The sequence below is a fragment of the Microcoleus sp. w2-18bC1 genome, from assembly GCF_036700365.1.
Classification (GTDB): Bacteria; Cyanobacteriota; Cyanobacteriia; order Cyanobacteriales; family Microcoleaceae; genus Microcoleus.
Window position 1 is genome coordinate 15248 of sequence record NZ_JAUBOS010000073.1, and the last position, 15621, is coordinate 30868.

General features: G+C 46.0%; 17 protein-coding genes. 6 read left to right on the forward strand and 11 right to left on the reverse strand.

The window, feature by feature from the left end; genetic code table 11:
• Positions 1-23: 23 nt before the first annotated feature.
• The 6 genes from QT979_RS24900 to QT979_RS24925 all read right to left on the reverse strand — a co-directional run bounded on the left by QT979_RS24900 (position 24) and on the right by QT979_RS24925 (position 4679).
• On the reverse strand, positions 24-464 hold the full coding sequence (locus tag QT979_RS24900) for a tetratricopeptide repeat protein (protein ID WP_333311986.1): 441 nt from the start codon (positions 462-464) through the stop codon (positions 24-26).
• Between the two features lie 173 nt (positions 465-637).
• Positions 638-790: a hypothetical protein gene (locus tag QT979_RS24905; RefSeq protein ID WP_333311987.1), complete on the reverse strand. Its 153-nt coding sequence runs from the start codon at positions 788-790 to the stop codon at positions 638-640.
• Between the two features lie 115 nt (positions 791-905).
• The gene (locus QT979_RS24910) at positions 906-1661 is read right to left on the reverse strand and encodes a Uma2 family endonuclease (protein WP_333311988.1); all 756 of its coding nucleotides are present in this window, start codon (positions 1659-1661) and stop codon (positions 906-908) included.
• Positions 1662-1840: 179 nt separating this feature from the next.
• Entirely contained in the window at positions 1841-3331 is a 1491-nt protein-coding gene (locus QT979_RS24915; protein ID WP_333311989.1) for an MlaD family protein, read from the reverse strand.
• Between the two features lie 118 nt (positions 3332-3449).
• Positions 3450-3824: a four helix bundle protein gene (locus QT979_RS24920; protein WP_333311990.1), complete on the reverse strand. Its 375-nt coding sequence runs from the start codon at positions 3822-3824 to the stop codon at positions 3450-3452.
• A 72-nt stretch (positions 3825-3896) separates the two neighbouring features.
• A complete protein-coding gene (locus QT979_RS24925; RefSeq protein WP_333066584.1) occupies positions 3897-4679 on the reverse strand; it encodes an ATP-binding cassette domain-containing protein in 783 nt (260 codons plus the stop codon).
• A gap of 164 nt (positions 4680-4843) precedes the next feature.
• Between QT979_RS24925 and QT979_RS24930 the strand changes: the two genes are divergently transcribed.
• Together QT979_RS24930 and tsaE are read left to right on the forward strand one after the other, a co-directional pair.
• A complete protein-coding gene (locus QT979_RS24930) occupies positions 4844-6244 on the forward strand; it encodes a gluconeogenesis factor YvcK family protein (RefSeq protein WP_333215805.1) in 1401 nt (466 codons plus the stop codon).
• Between the two features lie 122 nt (positions 6245-6366).
• Positions 6367-6816 (forward strand): tRNA (adenosine(37)-N6)-threonylcarbamoyltransferase complex ATPase subunit type 1 TsaE, encoded by a 450-nt coding sequence (tsaE, locus tag QT979_RS24935; RefSeq protein WP_333311991.1) that lies wholly within the window; start codon positions 6367-6369, stop codon positions 6814-6816.
• A gap of 16 nt (positions 6817-6832) precedes the next feature.
• Here tsaE and QT979_RS24940 read toward each other — a convergent pair whose 3' ends face one another.
• Genes QT979_RS24940 through QT979_RS24950 form a run of 3 tightly spaced genes read right to left on the reverse strand, consistent with a single transcriptional unit; the run spans position 6833 to position 8893 of the window.
• Positions 6833-7165: a DUF5615 family PIN-like protein gene (locus QT979_RS24940; protein ID WP_333311992.1), complete on the reverse strand. Its 333-nt coding sequence runs from the start codon at positions 7163-7165 to the stop codon at positions 6833-6835.
• A gap of 3 nt (positions 7166-7168) precedes the next feature.
• Positions 7169-7510, reverse strand: a complete 342-nt coding sequence (locus tag QT979_RS24945; protein WP_333311993.1) for a DUF433 domain-containing protein — start codon at positions 7508-7510, stop codon at positions 7169-7171.
• A gap of 60 nt (positions 7511-7570) precedes the next feature.
• Positions 7571-8893, reverse strand: coding sequence for a dihydroorotase (locus tag QT979_RS24950; RefSeq protein WP_333311994.1), 1323 nt, complete (start codon positions 8891-8893; stop codon positions 7571-7573).
• Between the two features lie 89 nt (positions 8894-8982).
• Between QT979_RS24950 and lepB the strand changes: the two genes are divergently transcribed.
• A complete protein-coding gene (lepB, locus tag QT979_RS24955) occupies positions 8983-9591 on the forward strand; it encodes a signal peptidase I (RefSeq protein ID WP_333081491.1) in 609 nt (202 codons plus the stop codon).
• 186 nt (positions 9592-9777) lie between these two features.
• On the opposite strand, the gene QT979_RS24960 is transcribed toward lepB, so the two are convergent.
• Complete coding sequence (locus tag QT979_RS24960) at positions 9778-11313, reverse strand: peptide ligase PGM1-related protein (protein ID WP_333215815.1); 1536 nt, start codon at positions 11311-11313, stop codon at positions 9778-9780.
• Positions 11314-11670: 357 nt separating this feature from the next.
• Complete coding sequence (locus QT979_RS24965; protein ID WP_333311995.1) at positions 11671-13287, reverse strand: glycosyltransferase family 39 protein; 1617 nt, start codon at positions 13285-13287, stop codon at positions 11671-11673.
• A 333-nt stretch (positions 13288-13620) separates the two neighbouring features.
• Here QT979_RS24965 and recA point away from each other — a divergent pair, with 333 nt between their 5' ends.
• From recA to QT979_RS24980, 3 genes are all read left to right on the forward strand, one after another.
• Entirely contained in the window at positions 13621-14757 is a 1137-nt protein-coding gene (gene recA, locus QT979_RS24970) for a recombinase RecA (protein WP_333311996.1), read from the forward strand.
• A gap of 261 nt (positions 14758-15018) precedes the next feature.
• The gene (locus QT979_RS24975; protein WP_242720579.1) at positions 15019-15273 is read left to right on the forward strand and encodes a type II toxin-antitoxin system Phd/YefM family antitoxin; all 255 of its coding nucleotides are present in this window, start codon (positions 15019-15021) and stop codon (positions 15271-15273) included.
• Positions 15266-15532, forward strand: coding sequence for a Txe/YoeB family addiction module toxin (locus tag QT979_RS24980; protein WP_333242316.1), 267 nt, complete (start codon positions 15266-15268; stop codon positions 15530-15532). Before QT979_RS24975 ends, QT979_RS24980 begins: the two co-directional genes overlap by 8 nt.
• Positions 15533-15621: the final 89 nt, after the last annotated feature.

Sequence of the window (15621 nt, forward strand, 5' to 3'; positions counted from 1 at the left end):
CCTTAAATTTTTAACTATTAGCTCTATTTTTTTCCTTGCCTTGCTTGTCGCACCTGCCCCAACAGCGCCTTATAATCAGCTCTGTTAGGATTTAGTTTGACCAACTTCTCCAAAGGCTCGATCGCCCCCACCTTATTATTCATCTGCAACCGCACATTTGCCAACCCCTCCAGAGCCGTCTGATTCTGCGGTTCCCGCTGCAAAACCGTCTCATATCCCCGTTCCTGCGCCGCCAGCAAAGATTCCTGAGAAACAGCCACAGGCGTCGGCTTTTGCTGGTGCTGGCTGCTCAAACCGCTGCTGAACAGACTGAAAATACCAAAAATCGCAGAACCACCAAACGAAACCATTGATACTAACGCAAAAATCTGCTTAATTCGATCGCTCCGATGAACCCGACTATCACTAGATTTTTTCTGTGTACTTTCCATTGCTAACTCTTGGCGTCGCTGTTTTTCAGGCACTCAAGAAGCGCCTATATCTAGATTGCCCAAGTTCGATCGCAAAACGATCGCCCTTCGCCATTTAAAATTTGGAACCAATTCTAGCCCTACACAAAATCTCATATTTGTCAATGACATTTAGGTGAGAATAACACGCGGGCGAGATCGATGAAGCGCGATCGCACCCTTACTTTTTAGCCCTTACTCTCAGGCAATTGGCCAAACCGATGTCGGTAACGCGGTAGCAAAGATGTGAGTTCAGGAGCACGCTGGCGTTCCGCTTCTAGTGCTGAGGCTAATTCATCAGAAAGCCGATCTAATTTTTCTTCTAATGTTGTTGCAGTCATGCCGATCGCTCCTTAATTGTGGTTATTTTTAATCTCAAACGCCCTTGCTGACTCGATTGTGCAATTAAAATGGGATTGGATTAAGGGCCGAAAAGTCGATCAAACTCCCACACCTTCAAATGCCATCAGGATCGATACCCTGACGAATCAAGTATGCCATTAGTCGATCGGCCCTCTGGCGTTCCTCTTGGGCGCGCTGGCGTTCCTGTTCCACCCGTTCCGCACCCCACAGCAGCAAATTGCCATTCTCATCCCACCAGCGCAACCAATAACCCCTTCTCTGAGATTTTTCACCTTCCCAAACCCCCAGAAATAAACCCATTGATTCTATCCAGAATCGCTGATTAGCATCCGGTTCTTGCAATTCATATTCTCCCGAAGCAGAGAGTCTGTACACTTCCAATACTCCCGATTTCGGTTCAAAAGTTACATAAATTGGTACTTGCAAAATTCGCTCGTAAAACCGCCATTTCCCGTAAGGATATGTCGGTTTATTTGAATATTCACTGCCGTCAGTATCCGATAAAAATTCCATTACTACTGCGGGTACTTCTCCCTCAGCATTGGGCGTATAACTGCGGCGAACTTCTCCTGGTTCTGCTGGCAATACCGAGGGAACGTACACCCAATCCGGTGCTTTTACTACTGTTTTGTCATTGACTTTGGCACACAGTCCAAAATTGGAAGCTATTAGCATTGAAGCTAGGATAAATCCTGCGATATCCAAGGCTTCTCGCAGGGCCGCAGCTAAAAGTGGTTGGTCGATGTTTTCCACAGGATCGTCGGGTAATTTAAAGTCGTCTGGCAATTTTTCCCAAGTCACAGTATACTGGGTTTTGGTTGCGTCCGGTTTCGATAATGTTTGCGTCATTGGTTTTCCTGGTTGCGATAGAAAGAGTTTTTTATTAATAGGATTTGGACAATAAGTTTAATGCCTGGTGCGAAAGCCGCACCTGATTAACTAGCTGTAATCAAAGTGCGTATTGCCAATATTACTAACTAGAGTAAGTCGCCAATATTGCACTGGCGGTTATTCAATTATACCGTGTTTTAAGGAGTAGTTTCGGGAGCCAATGGTTCTGCTGACCTGGCAGTTTCAGAAGGTATAACAGGCAATTTTGGCTGTTTTTGCAAGCTGGGAAATTCAGGCTCTACTGATTGATTTCTGGCAGGCGTACTCGCATTTACTTTCTCAGAAAGGGGAGCTAATGTTTGAGTCACTTTAACTTGCTGTCGCAGTTGTTCTGTTGAACCCAACAAGCCTCCCAATCCGTTGAACAACCTGCGAATGTTGTTGCGGAAAGCCGGATCTCCCGTCAAATCATCCACGTCGGAAGTAATTTTTTGCACGTTCTGAAATGTAGCTCGTGCAGAATCTAGAGTTTGCTGCAATAATAGCAAAGTGGCGGGATTGTTTACCTGGCTGGATAAATCTCGCAAATTACTAGAAGCTTGGGCAGCATTCGCTGATAAAACTTCTAAATTGTTCAGCAATTGTCCTTGGTTGATGCGATTAATTGTCGGACTCAAACTACTGACAGCTACCCGCAGTTCCTGGCTGCTTTGATTGATGTTATTCAGAGTTGAGACTAAACTGGCGCGGTTGGTTGTTACTAAAGAATTGAGTTGGTTGGCTGTTAATGTAACTTGATTGGCTGCTTGACTTACTGAATTAGCCGAACTTATTACAGATGCAGATACGGCTTTTGTGGAAGTATCCGCCGTAGCTGCTACTTTAGAAACATCAGCGGCGGCTGCTGATATTTCTGTCTTGAGCGATTGATTTAAGGTGCTTGCTTCTCCCTTTAATGATTGATTCAAACTGCTTGCTTCCCCCTTTAATGATTGATTTAAACTTGCTATTTCAGTTTTGACAGATTGATTTAAACTCCCAATGTCTCCCCTTACAGATTGATTTAAATTTTTTATTTCCGCTTGGGCAGTTTGAGTTAAATTCGATAAATCTTGAGTGAGTTTAGCTGCACCTTTAGCTGTGTTGGCTGTATTTTCTGCAAGAGATTTAATATTGTTAAACAGGGCGGGGTCAGTGTAGAAATTAGCTAGGCGGACTGTGGATTTAATGAGTTCGTCGATAGTGACACCAGCTTGACCTTTTAAGCGCGAATTTTGGCAGATAATCTCTGGGGGACAGTCGGCACTAGCGGGATTGGCGGTAAGTAATGATTCTGGCAAAATCGAGTTGGGGGTAATGTCGATCGACGATTCGCCAATTAAACCCGATTTATTCGCTTCGATCGTAACATCCCTGGGAATCACTAAAGTTCCGGGGGCAATCTCCAGCGTCACGTCTACGCCGTTGGAACCCGGTTGGAGGGCGGTAATTTTACCGACTGCAACCCCACGATACCTGATGGGCGTACCTATTTGCATTCCTTGGGCGCTGCCAAATTCTACGGCGAATTTGTAGCTGCGGTTCCCTATTTGCACGCCCCGCAGCCAGAGCACTAAGCCGCCAAATAAACCGATTCCTACTAAAATTAAGAACCCGACAGAACCTTCTCTTACAGTTCGCGATTGCATATTACCTCTTTAGTCAGTTGGCAGTTGGCAGTTGGCAGTTGGCAGTTGATAGTTGGCAGTTGGCAGTTGGCAGTTGATAGTTAGCAGTTGGCAGTTGGCAGTTGATAGTTGGCAGTTGTTAATTTTTGTCTGATGTGTTGCCTATAGATTTTAGATAGGCGTTTAGCCTTGGCGACAGTTCGTCAATAATTGGCTTGAGTGTTTCTACTTGCGTACTTGTTAGTAGTTGCCTAGTATAAGCCCGTCTCAACCAGTGCTTTGTTTCATATAAATAACCTCTGGCAATCTTGATAAATCGCCGATGATCCTGATAGCTACCTCGACCATCTCCTTCAGCAATATTAGCACCAATACTATCAGCAGATCGAATAATTTGCTTGCCGACCGTATCTTTTGCTAGTGCGTCCCATTTGATAACAATATTCCAAATTTCATCAGCTAATTTTTCATCTAATTTATAAACATCTAACTTCTGAAAGTTTGTTTGTGACATATACTATCTCCCAACAAGACAAACCATTGACCACGGCCAACTGACAACGGCCAACTGACAACTGACAATTGACTATCCCAGCGCTTGAATTGGCCCAGTAACACTGCCACTAAAAAATTGTCGGATAAGTAAATTATCTGTCGATGCAATGTCATTGACAGTTCCCTCCCACTGCACTTTGCCTCGATAGAGAAATACGATGCGATCGGCAGTGCGGCGGATGGTACTGTCTTGGTGAGTGACGATCGCATAAGTGCTGCAAACACCTTGGGCTGCCTGCAAGTCGCGGATTAAATCTTCAATTACCGTCGAAGCGATCGGATCTAAACCCGCCGTCGGTTCGTCGTACAGCAAAACCTCTGGATTATCCCTGTCATTATCAGGATTCGCCATGATAGCGCGGGCAAAACTTACCCGCTTCCTCATTCCCCCAGACAACTGCGCCGGATAGCGTTCGCCAATTCGCGGCAAACCCACCATCTCCAACTTTTCCTCCACCAATTCCCGAATGCGGCGGCGCGGGAGCTTAGAATGCTGGTAAAGTAAAAAACCGACATTCTCCTCCACCGTCAGCGAATCAAACAAAGCCGCTTGCTGAAACACCATCCCAATTCCGATCGGATCTGCCACGTCGTCCACCCATCCGACCCTGCGCTGTCCCTGAACAAAAACCTCACCGGCATCCGGGGCCAACAAACCCGCAATTATCCGCAGAATCGTAGATTTCCCCGTCCCGGAAGGGCCAATAATTGCCAGGGCTTCTCCCCGATAAATCCTCAGATCGACTCGATCGAGGATCGGGTTCTGACCGAAGGACTTACTTACCCCCTTGAGTTCGATTAGTGGCTCAGCCATAGGATGTTATCAATAAGTTGTCAGTCCTCAGTCCTCAGTCTACCTAATGACTCATGACTTATAACTAATCACTAATTACTTAAATTGACTGCCAGAATCAAAACTCTCTTGTATTGTAAATTTGTCAGCTCGAGCTGTTCCAATACCCTTAAGACTAATTAACCATGTCAATTAGTTCACTTCCTAAAGCCCTCCGCGTCTTGGCTAAAGCCAAGCAGGTTTTTGCCCAATCCAGAAATCCTTACCCCCCTTCTTTGCGGAACGGGCGAGTTCACCAGTGGTTTAAGTGGTTAGCCCCCGGACTGCTAGTGAAACGGTGGCTGCTGATTAGTGCCAGCGGCGTGGTACTTGCCACTTTGGGTTTAGCGATTTGGACTGGGATGACTCCCATTTTCTTCTTATTGCAATTATTGAGAAATTTTTTGGCGTGGATTGCGGAAGTTATTCCCAATTACGTGTCGGGCCCGATCATCATTGCTGGCGGGATTTTGTTAATTCTGTGGGGACAAACTCGCAGTTTGAACTCTATTACTCAAGTGCTGATGCCCGAAGGGAATGAGGAATTGGTCGATCGACTCCTCAACCACCGCCGCTTGCACCGCGGCCCGAAAATTGTGGCAATTGGGGGCGGTACGGGCCTTTCCAATTTGCTCAGGGGATTGAAGGATTACAGCGCCAAAATCACTGCTATTGTCACGGTGGCGGATGATGGCGGGTCTTCCGGGCGGCTGCGGCGGGAAATTGGGGTATTGCCGCCGGGAGACATTCGCAATTGTTTGGCGGCTTTGGCAGATGAGGAAAAGTTATTAACTGAGTTATTTCAATATCGTTTCCGGGCTGGTGACGGTTTGGTGGGTCACAGTTTTGGGAATTTGTTTTTGACGGCGATGAGCGATATTGCTGGAGATTTGGAACAGGCGATCGCGGCGAGTTCTAAAGTTTTAGCAGTGAGGGGAGAGGTGCTGCCGGCTACTCTCAGCGATGTTTCTTTGTGGGCAGAACTCGCTGATGGCCGCAGGATTGAGGGGGAATCCAGCATTACAAAAGCAAACGGGCAAATCCTCAAAATAGGCTGCAATCCTGCTAATCCTCCGGCATTACCTAGGGCTGTGGAATGTCTTCGGGAAGCGGATTTTATTATTATTGGGCCGGGGAGTCTTTATACGAGTGTCATTCCGAACTTGTTGGTGCCGGAAATTGCTGATGCGATCGCCAACAGCGAAGTTCCGCGCATTTATGTGTGCAATATTATGACTCAGCCGGGGGAAACTGACGGATACAGTGTTGCAGACCACATTCGGGCGATCGACCGCGCTTGCGGCCGGCCGCTGTTCGATGCTGTAGTAGTTCAAGGCAAAGTCCCTTCTGCAAAGGCTTTGATCCGCTATTCTCAGGAGGATTCTTATCCGGTTGTGCTCGATCGAGAAGCCGTAACGCAATTGGGGCGGCGAATTGTCATCGCAAATGTGATGGATGAAGATAAAAATACGGGTTTAATTCGCCACAATTCGCAAAGGTTGGCGGGGATGTTGCTGCGTTGGTACGGCCGCGCGCAAAACATTTAAGCTGCTGACTGCTGACTGTTGACTGTTGACTGTTGACTGTGCAGACTAATGTTATTGATTATTAGCAGCCCCAAGCGAGTAACTAATGACTAATGACTAATGACTAATGACTAATTATTGAAATGAAAACTTTGCTTCCCGATTCTGAAGCTACGCGCAAGTTTGGTGTTGTGTTAGGTCGATCGCTCCCCGCCGGCACTCTAATCTTATTACAAGGAGATTTAGGTGCTGGTAAAACTACCTTGGTTCAAGGTATCGCTGAAGGTTTAGGAATCTCAGAGTCGATCGAAAGTCCTACTTTTACGCTGATTAACGAGTATTTTGGAGGACGAATTCCACTGTATCATCTAGATTTGTATCGACTAGAACCCGAAGAAGTGGAGGCTTTGCACTTAGAAAGTTATTGGGACGGGTTAGAAATGGATTTGGGAATTGTGGCGATCGAATGGGCGGAAAGATTGCAGTACAAACCAGAAAATTATTTGCAAATTTCTTTGAGTTATCTAGATAACGGGCGGCAACTAGAAGTAATTGGTAATGGCGACTTATTGGATTGGCAATTGGAAATTTGAGAAAAGGCGATCGAACTTACTGCGGACGGTTGACACGAATCAATTTACCTCTCAAAGTTGCTTCACCAGCAATAGCATCATTGATGCGTGTTGCCAACCTTCCTAGATTTTTATCGTCTGTACACACGATAATACCAGCATGATTTGGTTGTTGAGTGTGCAAGCGAATGAAATGCCGACGATTTTGTGTCATAACCGCCCGATCGTTATTCACAGCAAAGGTCAATACTTCGGGGTCATCATCTCCGGCATTTCCTGCCTCTTGAATAGTCAGGGCATCGTGACCTAAATTTCGCAGCAATGCCACAATAGGAAACGGGAACTGTTCATCTGCATAGAGACGTGCCATAAATTATACTTCCTGCATCATTGCTGCTGCTTCTTCTCGGAGTGCTGTTTCAATTTCTTCGGAGTTAGCCTCAGCATAAGTCCAAACATTTACTAAGTTTGCAGCATTCAACTGGGGATAAAATTGTAGAAGTTCAGCATCACTTGAACCTTGACGACGCAAACTCACGAACAGCCAAACGGGAAGTCTAGTTTTGGCAATGCAAGCATCGCCGCCACACACGTCGGGAGTTTTGGTAATTCCTGGCCAGTTATTGTTTAAACTTTGGGTTAAAAGCCGGATGGCTTCAGCTTTCTCCGTCGGAGTTAAGGCCAGGAGTTGTGTTTCTAGTTCTTGGAGAAGCATGGGTAAAATCGCCTTTGCGAGCGGGAATACCCAATTATAACAGTTGACCTGAATTCATGCTTACTCAGCGTCAAATGTCAAGGCTTCTCCCCTAACCGTTGTATCCAATTTACCATTTTCAAAAACAACTTTTCCTCCCACAACCGTGACCACAGGCCATCCAGTTAAATTCCAACCTTCAAAGGGACTCCAGCCGCACTTTGTCACCATTTCTTCTCGCACGACGGGTCGATAATTATCCAAATCTACTAATACCAAATCGGCATCAAAACCCGGAGAAATTGCCCCTTTGTTGGGAATCTTATAAGCCTTAGCAACGGCCGCCGACATCCAATTAGCAACTTGCGCCACGGTACATCTTCCCTCTACTGCTTGCGTCAGCATCAAAGGCAAAGAAGTTTGGACTCCCGGCATTCCCGACGGCGTATTCGGATAATCTTGAGCTTTTTCTGCTAATGTATGCGGCGCGTGGTCGGTGGCGATAAAATCAATTACGCCGTCGAGTAAAGCTTGCCAAAGTATTTCGTTATCGCGGGGTTCGCGCAAAGGCGGATTCATCTGAGCTAAACTGCCAATTTTTTGATAGGCGCTGGTATTTAACAACAAATGCTGCGGCGTAACTTCTGCTGTCACCCAACTCGGTTTTTCCTGGCGCAACAACTCAGCTTCATCCCCAGTTGAAAGGTGCAGAATGTGCAGACGGCGCTGATATTTATTAGAAAGTTTTAATGCTAGCTGAGTTGCTAATAAAGCTGCTTGATTGTCTTGAATTTGCGAGTGCACGGCAACATCGGAAATCCCGGCAAATTCCTGGCGCCTCTGGTTGATTCTAGCTTGGTCTTCTGCGTGCACGGCAATTAGTCGATCGCCCTTGGCAAAAATCGCCTCTAAAGTTGCTTCTCCATCCACCAAAAGCTGCCCGTGCATCGAACCCATAAACACCTTAATTCCCGGAGTCGGATTGGCATTCAACAAATCCGGCAAATTCTCGGGCGTTGCACCAATAAAAAAGCCGTAGTTCACCAAACACTTCTCGGCAGCGCGACTTAGTTTATCATCTAAGGCAGCTTGGGTTGTGGTCAGAGGTCGCGTATTCGGCATTTCCAGAAACGATGTCACGCCGCCTTTAGCGCAAGCGCAGCTAGCGGTAAATAAGTCTTCCTTGTGTTCTAAACCCGGTTCCCGGAAGTGTACCTGGGGATCAATTACTCCGGGTAACAGAGTTAAGCCTTTCGCATCTATTTCTCGATCGCCCGATTCGACAATTTCAGCAGCAACTTTGACAATTTGGCGATCGCAGATTTGCACATCTCCTACCAAAAACTCACCATTGGGCAAAAGAATGCGAGCGCGACGGATTAACAAACTTGATTTGGGAGTCATAAGATATCATTAATTGAGTAAACAGCGTGCTAGCATGGAAGCATTATTAAGTTTATAATTCGTATCCAGCTCAGTCACTACAATACCCTATGACTCGTCTAGACAAGTCAGCCGACGAAAAACCTCCGCAAGACACCGAAAATCCTTGGATCGAAGGAATTAAGACGATCGGCTTAGCAGCATTTTTAGCCTTTGGTATCCGCACCCTGGTTGCCGAAGCACGCTACATTCCCACCGGCTCGATGCTCCCAACCTTACAAATTAACGATCGATTAATTATAGATAAGGTCAGCTATCGATTCCAAGAACCCCAGCGAGGAGATATTATTGTATTTATGCCTCCCGATCCGGCTAGTTTGTGCACGGGACAGCCGCCACCGATCAAAGATGCCTATATCAAGCGAGTGATCGGACTGCCGGGGGACAGTGTGGAAGTCAGAGAAGGAAAAGTTTTTATTAACAAGCAGCCGCTACAGGAAAAATATATTGAAGAAATTCCGCAGTATCCCTACGGGCCTGTAGTTGTAGCTCCAAATTCTTACTTGGTACTCGGCGACAACCGCAACGCAAGCTGTGACAGTCATTATTGGGGCTTTGTACCCAAGCAAAATATCATCGGTAGGGCAATTGTCCGTTTCTGGCCACTCAACCGCACAGGTTCGATCGACCCCACGCCCCTTTATCCCGCTAAAAATTAGCTCTAACGGAAGGAAGAAGGAAGAAGCAAAAAAGCCCATTCAATAATAGCAATGATTTAGGTGATTAAGAACATCCTAATCGTCTTATCGTTTGCTATACAAAACGCTAAGGATATTAGATCCCCGACTTCTTTAAGAAGCCGGGGATCTAAGCTGACTGGCTGGATCAATTCTAAAATCTAAAATCTAAAATTTAAAATCACCTGGCGTTTCGCGATCGAGAACTTTCACAACTTTGTTATACATCTCCTCAGCTTGTTGCGGCGAATTGCCGATACTCGTCACTCCCAATTTGCCAAACTCCGACAAACAACCCATTAAATGAAACACACTGCCCGTCTCTGTACCGCTGTCAAAGTGCAGTTGATTGTCAGCAATAATATCCATCAAATCGTTCGGTAATAATCCCCGATAGCGCTCTTTTTTCAAATTGTCCGAAGCGACATAATATTTCGGACGGCCCTGCTGGCTGTAAAATAATCCGGTAGTACGCTCGTAACGACCGTTTGTTAACAGCTTCAAAGCCATAAACGGATGAGTTGTACCTCCTTTACGTAAGTTAATTTCTATTGCTTGAATATCCCATTTTCCGTCGGATTGCTTTACAGCGAGAAAATCTACTCCAAATCTTTCTAAAGCGCCTTTTTTAGCTAAGTTTTGCCCGACTTTCCATCCCAATTCTTGCAACGCCAGCCGATAAGATTCGTCCGCCGGAAATCGGCAACCCAAGAAAATTTGACCGTCTGGGCCTCCTAAAATCTGGTCGTGAGTGGAGAGAATTTCTACTTCGCCGCTGGGAATAATTCTGCCTTGAACGCTGGGGGAGAACTTTTCTTCTCCTTCGATAAATGCTTCGGCAATTGCCCCTAATTCTGGAATGCGGCTGCTAAAGTTTTCCCAGGTTTCGCCTTTGGATTGAAAGCGTAAATTATGGAAGTGATCGCCAATTGCCTTCGCTCTTTCTGTATGCGCTTTACCTGCCAGGGACTTCAGGTCTAAAATTGCATTCCCTTCACCCGAAAAACCTTCATTTAACTTAATTACGATCCGCTGCAAATGTGGCTGCCGTTCCCACAACCCTGCGGCAGCTTCTGCTAAATCTTCCGCATTCCAAACCAACTCGGAACCGTCAGGATAAGGCACGCCACATTCTTGGAAAATTTGCCTGCTACCGCTTTTTGTTCCCCAGTATAACAGATCGGGATCGCTGGCCCACAAAGGAATCCCCAATTGAACAGATAACTCGCGTTCTAAGGGCGTCGAGTTATAACAAACCATATAAGATTTTTTCGGCCGTACTGCTTGACGAATGCGCTCCATCAAGCGGGGGCGCTCTAAAATTTTCTGGGTGAGGGATTTGGCAGAAGCATCGTAAGCACTGAACAGCAAAAGCCGATCGCGCGCGTGAGAAAACGGAATTCCCGGCAGCAATTGCAGGTAATAATCCACAATCATCGGGTGCAAGGGCTCCGAGGTAATGTAAATTAAGCGCGTGTGGGGATTTCGCAGGCGAATCAATGAAAATAAATGTCGCTCTTCGTAGTGGTAAGCACCCTCAATTTTCCGCATTTCTTGCTGATCTAAGCTGACCGAAGGAATGATAATAATGTCACAATCTCCGCTGTCGAATTCTTCTATCGCTCGCCAACGTTCGCGTAATTCTGTCTGAAGATTGCGAAACTTCTGCGCGGATTCGGAAGATGAATTATTTAACTCTTGCATTGCTTTTTATCCTAAGTATTCAAATAATTATTGCTGATCGTGTCGGGTGTGTCAGCCCCAATATTTGAGACAACTCACACAGTTTTTTGTCTAACGCACCTTACCGGGAGAATTGACAAAAATGCCCAAATAGTGATTTAAGGTGCGTTAGTCGAAATATTTGAGGCCACTCAAACAGTTTTTTCTGCCCACGCCCAAAAACCGATACCGTGCCACGTAATCCTATCGTGAATATCCAAAAATTTTAGACCAAAGTTTAATCTCCCAGATTCATTTGTGGAATAAATCTAAAATCTAAAATCTAAAATCCACTGACGCACCCTACTGGGGACGATCGTCTATTTCTCTCAATCTGCTCTAAGAAGCTCGCCGCGCTCGAAAAAGTCTGGCATACTGCAATATTGGCTCTAAGCGGCGTTGATTTTGCTTGAGAGCCGATCGCAATTTTTCCGAGGGGCGGAACACCAGCGGAGCCGAATATTTGTTCAGCATCTCGATTTCTGGCGACTGGCTCATCAGCATCAGCCGCACGTCTTTGTCGAGCAAATAACTCAGAGACAGCAAATCTCCCATGTTCGTAAAATCGTTGCCGCGATCGCTAATTACAATTGTATCTTTAATCGATCGGTTAGCTATCGCCTCTTTGTTAATAATTTTCGCAACTTCAGCATTAAAATAGCTCAAGTCTTTGCTCCACCAAGTATCAGAAAAAGCGCTAACAGTACAGGATGCTATACTTGCTGTAAAAACCAGGGCTAAAATGACTTGCCAAAACCGCTGCTGAGTTTTCACGTTACTGGCGAGCAAGTAAGCAACTGCTAGCTGCACTCCCGGAAAGCACGAAATCAGATAACGGCTGACTGCCGAACGTTTGCCACCTAGGATGAGATCCGGTAAAGCCAGGAGCAAAAAAGGTACAAAAATTGATGTTACAATAAACAGCCAAGTTGAACTGCTAGTGCGGCGGCAGATTGTGTAAAGGGCTGCCGCAAATAACAGCAAAAATGGCAATCTCAGCAGATAAGTCCAAATATTATCAAACCCGAAGTCGAAGTCAAAAAATAAAGCTGTAAAGCTGAGTGTCCACAATTTGACAAGATACAGCCAACCCGGAGATACTCGCGTCCAATCTGTCGTAGCTGATGCTCGTCCCAGGTTGGTCGCCAGCACGTAAATCCAGGGGATATACAATATTAAAGCTGCTGTTACTGCTAAGAAAAATTGAGAATTAGTGACGTGACCGGGCAATTTTGTTTTTTTGACAAACAACCAGTAAGAAATTATAAAAACTCCGTGTCCAATGAGTGTTAAACTGAAGAAAGGGTGAGTGTAGAAACCAAGGGCGATCGCCAACGAGTAAAATACCCAATTTTGCCAATCCCGCAACCGCACTGCTCTCAGCAGCAGCCAACTGCTCCCAATAACTGTGGCTGTCAGCAAACTGTACTGCCTTGCGGTCTGAGCAAACAAGATGTCAAAGGGAGATAAAGCCAAAAGTGCTGTTGCTAATAACGCAGCCAAATTCGAGGCGAAAAGTTCCTGAGCTAAAGCGTACATCAAAGGCAGCGACAGCAAACTCAATAGTGCTGGCAAACTGCGAGATGCTGTTAGAGAACTGCCAAACTGCTGCATCCACCAACGAGCCATGAGAAAGTATAAAGGCGGATGCTGCGGGTCTTCTAGTGCCAAAGAACGAATGGTGTCTGCTTCTGTACTTCCCGGTTTAATCCGCTGATATTTTTGCAATTCTGGTGCGGGAAAAATCCGGTTTTGGAATAGTTCGTCGTCAATTTCTTGGCGGGTGAAACCAGCGGCGCGGATTGATGTGTAAACTTCGTCGTGCCAGTACAGTTTGCGATCGATCTCAAAAAACCGAAATCCGATACCTAATAAAATGCCGATCGCCAATAAGTTAATCAACCAGCGGGAATTTTTGGTATTTACAGATGTGTCTTGATGTGTTGTAGATCCCATGCTTGTCCTAATTGTGGCGATTCCCTCCGGGATAGCTACGCTTCACGGAATTTGGAACTGTAGATCATCTTAAACCTCACTCAAGGGGCGATCGATCGATACCCACTATAGCGGTTCTCAAGCGTAGTGAGGTATGCCCCATGCCCCATGCCCCATGCCCCATGCCTTATAGATCAGAGCCTTGTGAAAGCTGGCGAGTGGCCGAGGCCTCCCCAACATCAAGAATCTTCAACCAAATGCTCCCAGAACCTCCAGACCCCAAAAATAACTGCTAACATACGTGTTGTACAGTTAATCAACAAGCTCCGCAAGGGGTCTACCCGCGTACCGCAAATGGCAAAAAAAGAAGCGTCTATAAAAACTTCCACTGAAAACTCAGAAAAGCAAAAAGCTCTAACTTCCGTACTCTCCCAAATCGAGCGCAGCTTTGGCAAAGGGGCGATCGTCAGATTGGGAGACTCCACTCGCATGAGGGTAGAAACCATTCCCACCGGAGCCCTGACACTAGACATTGCTTTGGGCGGCGGTTTGCCAAAAGGTCGAGTTATTGAAATTTACGGCCCGGAAAGTTCCGGTAAAACCACTCTAGCTCTCCACGCGATCGCCGAAGTCCAAAAATCCGGCGGTATCGCAGCCTTCGTCGATGCCGAACACGCCCTCGATCCAACCTACGCCTCAGCTTTAGGCGTCGATATTGAAAATCTCTTAGTTTCCCAGCCGGATACCGGCGAAATGGCCCTAGAAATAGTCGATCAACTCGTCCGTTCCGTCGCCGTCGATATCGTAGTAATTGACTCCGTAGCCGCCCTCGTCCCCCGCGCCGAAATCGAAGGCGACATGGGCGACTCCCACATGGGTTTGCAAGCGCGCTTGATGAGTCAAGCTTTGCGGAAAATCACCGGCAATATCGGCAAATCCGGCTGTACCGTCATCTTCCTCAACCAATTGCGGCAGAAAATCGGCATAACTTACGGCAACCCGGAAACCACAACCGGCGGTAACGCACTCAAATTCTACGCCAGCGTGCGGCTCGACATTCGCCGCATTCAAAGCTTGAAAAAAGGTACCGAAGAATACGGCAACCGCACGAAAGTTAAAGTTGCTAAAAATAAAGTTGCTCCACCTTTCCGCATTGCCGAATTTGACATTGTATTTGGCAAAGGCATTTCTACTTTAGGGTGTCTGACTGACTTGGCAGACGAAATGGGAGTAATTCTGAAAAAAGGTTCTTGGTATAGCTACAACGGAGAGAACATAGCTCAAGGACGAGACAAAGTGATCCAGCACATGGAGAAAAACATCGATTTCAAAAATGAAATTGAGGAGCTAGTTAAAAAGAAACTTGAGACTGGTGCTGTGGTTTCTGCTAATTCTGTCGCTCCTGTTGAGGTAGATGATGTAGATGATGTAGATGATGTAGATAATGTAGATGATGTAGATGATGTAGATGGTTTGGACGAAGAAATCTAAGTTTTTTAGTCCTCAATTATTACTCGTTTACTGGTTGTTTACTGATTGTTTACTCGTTACCAGGCTGGAGCGAAAGTAACACTCAACAGCTACCTAGAGCCTCGAATTTAATTTTCGCTCGCGAGGCTCTTCCTCTAGGTATCCGTTCCCAGGCTCCAGCCATAGAGCCAGTAAATTGACCGGACATGATATGAGATCGGGATTGCCGAATATATTGCGGATTGCTATACTTGTACAGTAAGTAGTACAAGTGTCAAGTACATGAATATTGTTTCTTTTAGCGAAGCGAGAAATAACCTCAAGGCTGTTTTAGACAGAGTAGTGGAAGATACGGACTATACCATCATCACTAGACGGGATGCGGAGGATGCGGTGGTGATGTCGCTAGAGTTCTTTAATAGTTTGCTGGAAACAGTTCATTTACTCAAATCTCCCGCCAATGCTGCCCATTTGGAGCGTTCTATTGCTCAGTTTAAGCAGGGGAAAGTGGTAGAGCGAAATTTGTTGGATGACTAGAAAGTTAGCATGGACGGATGAGGCTTGGGGCGATTATTTATATTGGCAAGGGCAAGACAAGAAAACGTTAAAACGAATTAACAAGCTAATTGAGGCAACAATCCGATTGCCGTTTGAGGGGATCGGAAAGCCAGAACCACTGAGGGAGAACTTGGCTGGTTTTTGGTCGCGGCGAATTGATGATACGAATCGATTAGTTTATGCTGTGGATGACGAGTATCTAACGATTATCTCTTGTCGATACCACTATTCTGATTGACATCTTCCTTAGCCTACTTAGGGCTTGCTGAATAATCGATCGCACATCAAGAATAAGAGCGATCGATATCTTCAAGCCGAGTTAAATAT

Bases quoted from the DNA above. Each gene is read 5' to 3' on its own strand.
- QT979_RS24905 (WP_333311987.1), bottom strand. From the start codon at position 790: ATGACTGCAACAACATTAGAAGAAAAATTAGATCGGCTTTCTGATGAA.
- QT979_RS24910 (WP_333311988.1), bottom strand. From the start codon at position 1,661: ATGACGCAAACATTATCGAAACCGGACGCAACCAAAACCCAGTATACT.
- QT979_RS24915 (WP_333311989.1), bottom strand. From the start codon at position 3,331: ATGCAATCGCGAACTGTAAGAGAAGGTTCTGTCGGGTTCTTAATTTTA.
- QT979_RS24920 (WP_333311990.1), bottom strand. From the start codon at position 3,824: ATGTCACAAACAAACTTTCAGAAGTTAGATGTTTATAAATTAGATGAA.
- QT979_RS24925 (WP_333066584.1), bottom strand. From the start codon at position 4,679: ATGGCTGAGCCACTAATCGAACTCAAGGGGGTAAGTAAGTCCTTCGGT.
- QT979_RS24930 (WP_333215805.1), top strand. From the start codon at position 4,844: ATGTCAATTAGTTCACTTCCTAAAGCCCTCCGCGTCTTGGCTAAAGCC.
- tsaE (WP_333311991.1), top strand. From the start codon at position 6,367: ATGAAAACTTTGCTTCCCGATTCTGAAGCTACGCGCAAGTTTGGTGTT.
- QT979_RS24940 (WP_333311992.1), bottom strand. From the start codon at position 7,165: ATGGCACGTCTCTATGCAGATGAACAGTTCCCGTTTCCTATTGTGGCA.
- QT979_RS24945 (WP_333311993.1), bottom strand. From the start codon at position 7,510: ATGCTTCTCCAAGAACTAGAAACACAACTCCTGGCCTTAACTCCGACG.
- QT979_RS24950 (WP_333311994.1), bottom strand. From the start codon at position 8,893: ATGACTCCCAAATCAAGTTTGTTAATCCGTCGCGCTCGCATTCTTTTG.
- lepB (WP_333081491.1), top strand. From the start codon at position 8,983: ATGACTCGTCTAGACAAGTCAGCCGACGAAAAACCTCCGCAAGACACC.
- QT979_RS24960 (WP_333215815.1), bottom strand. From the start codon at position 11,313: ATGCAAGAGTTAAATAATTCATCTTCCGAATCCGCGCAGAAGTTTCGC.
- QT979_RS24965 (WP_333311995.1), bottom strand. From the start codon at position 13,287: ATGGGATCTACAACACATCAAGACACATCTGTAAATACCAAAAATTCC.
- recA (WP_333311996.1), top strand. From the start codon at position 13,621: ATGGCAAAAAAAGAAGCGTCTATAAAAACTTCCACTGAAAACTCAGAA.
- QT979_RS24975 (WP_242720579.1), top strand. From the start codon at position 15,019: ATGAATATTGTTTCTTTTAGCGAAGCGAGAAATAACCTCAAGGCTGTT.
- QT979_RS24980 (WP_333242316.1), top strand. From the start codon at position 15,266: ATGACTAGAAAGTTAGCATGGACGGATGAGGCTTGGGGCGATTATTTA.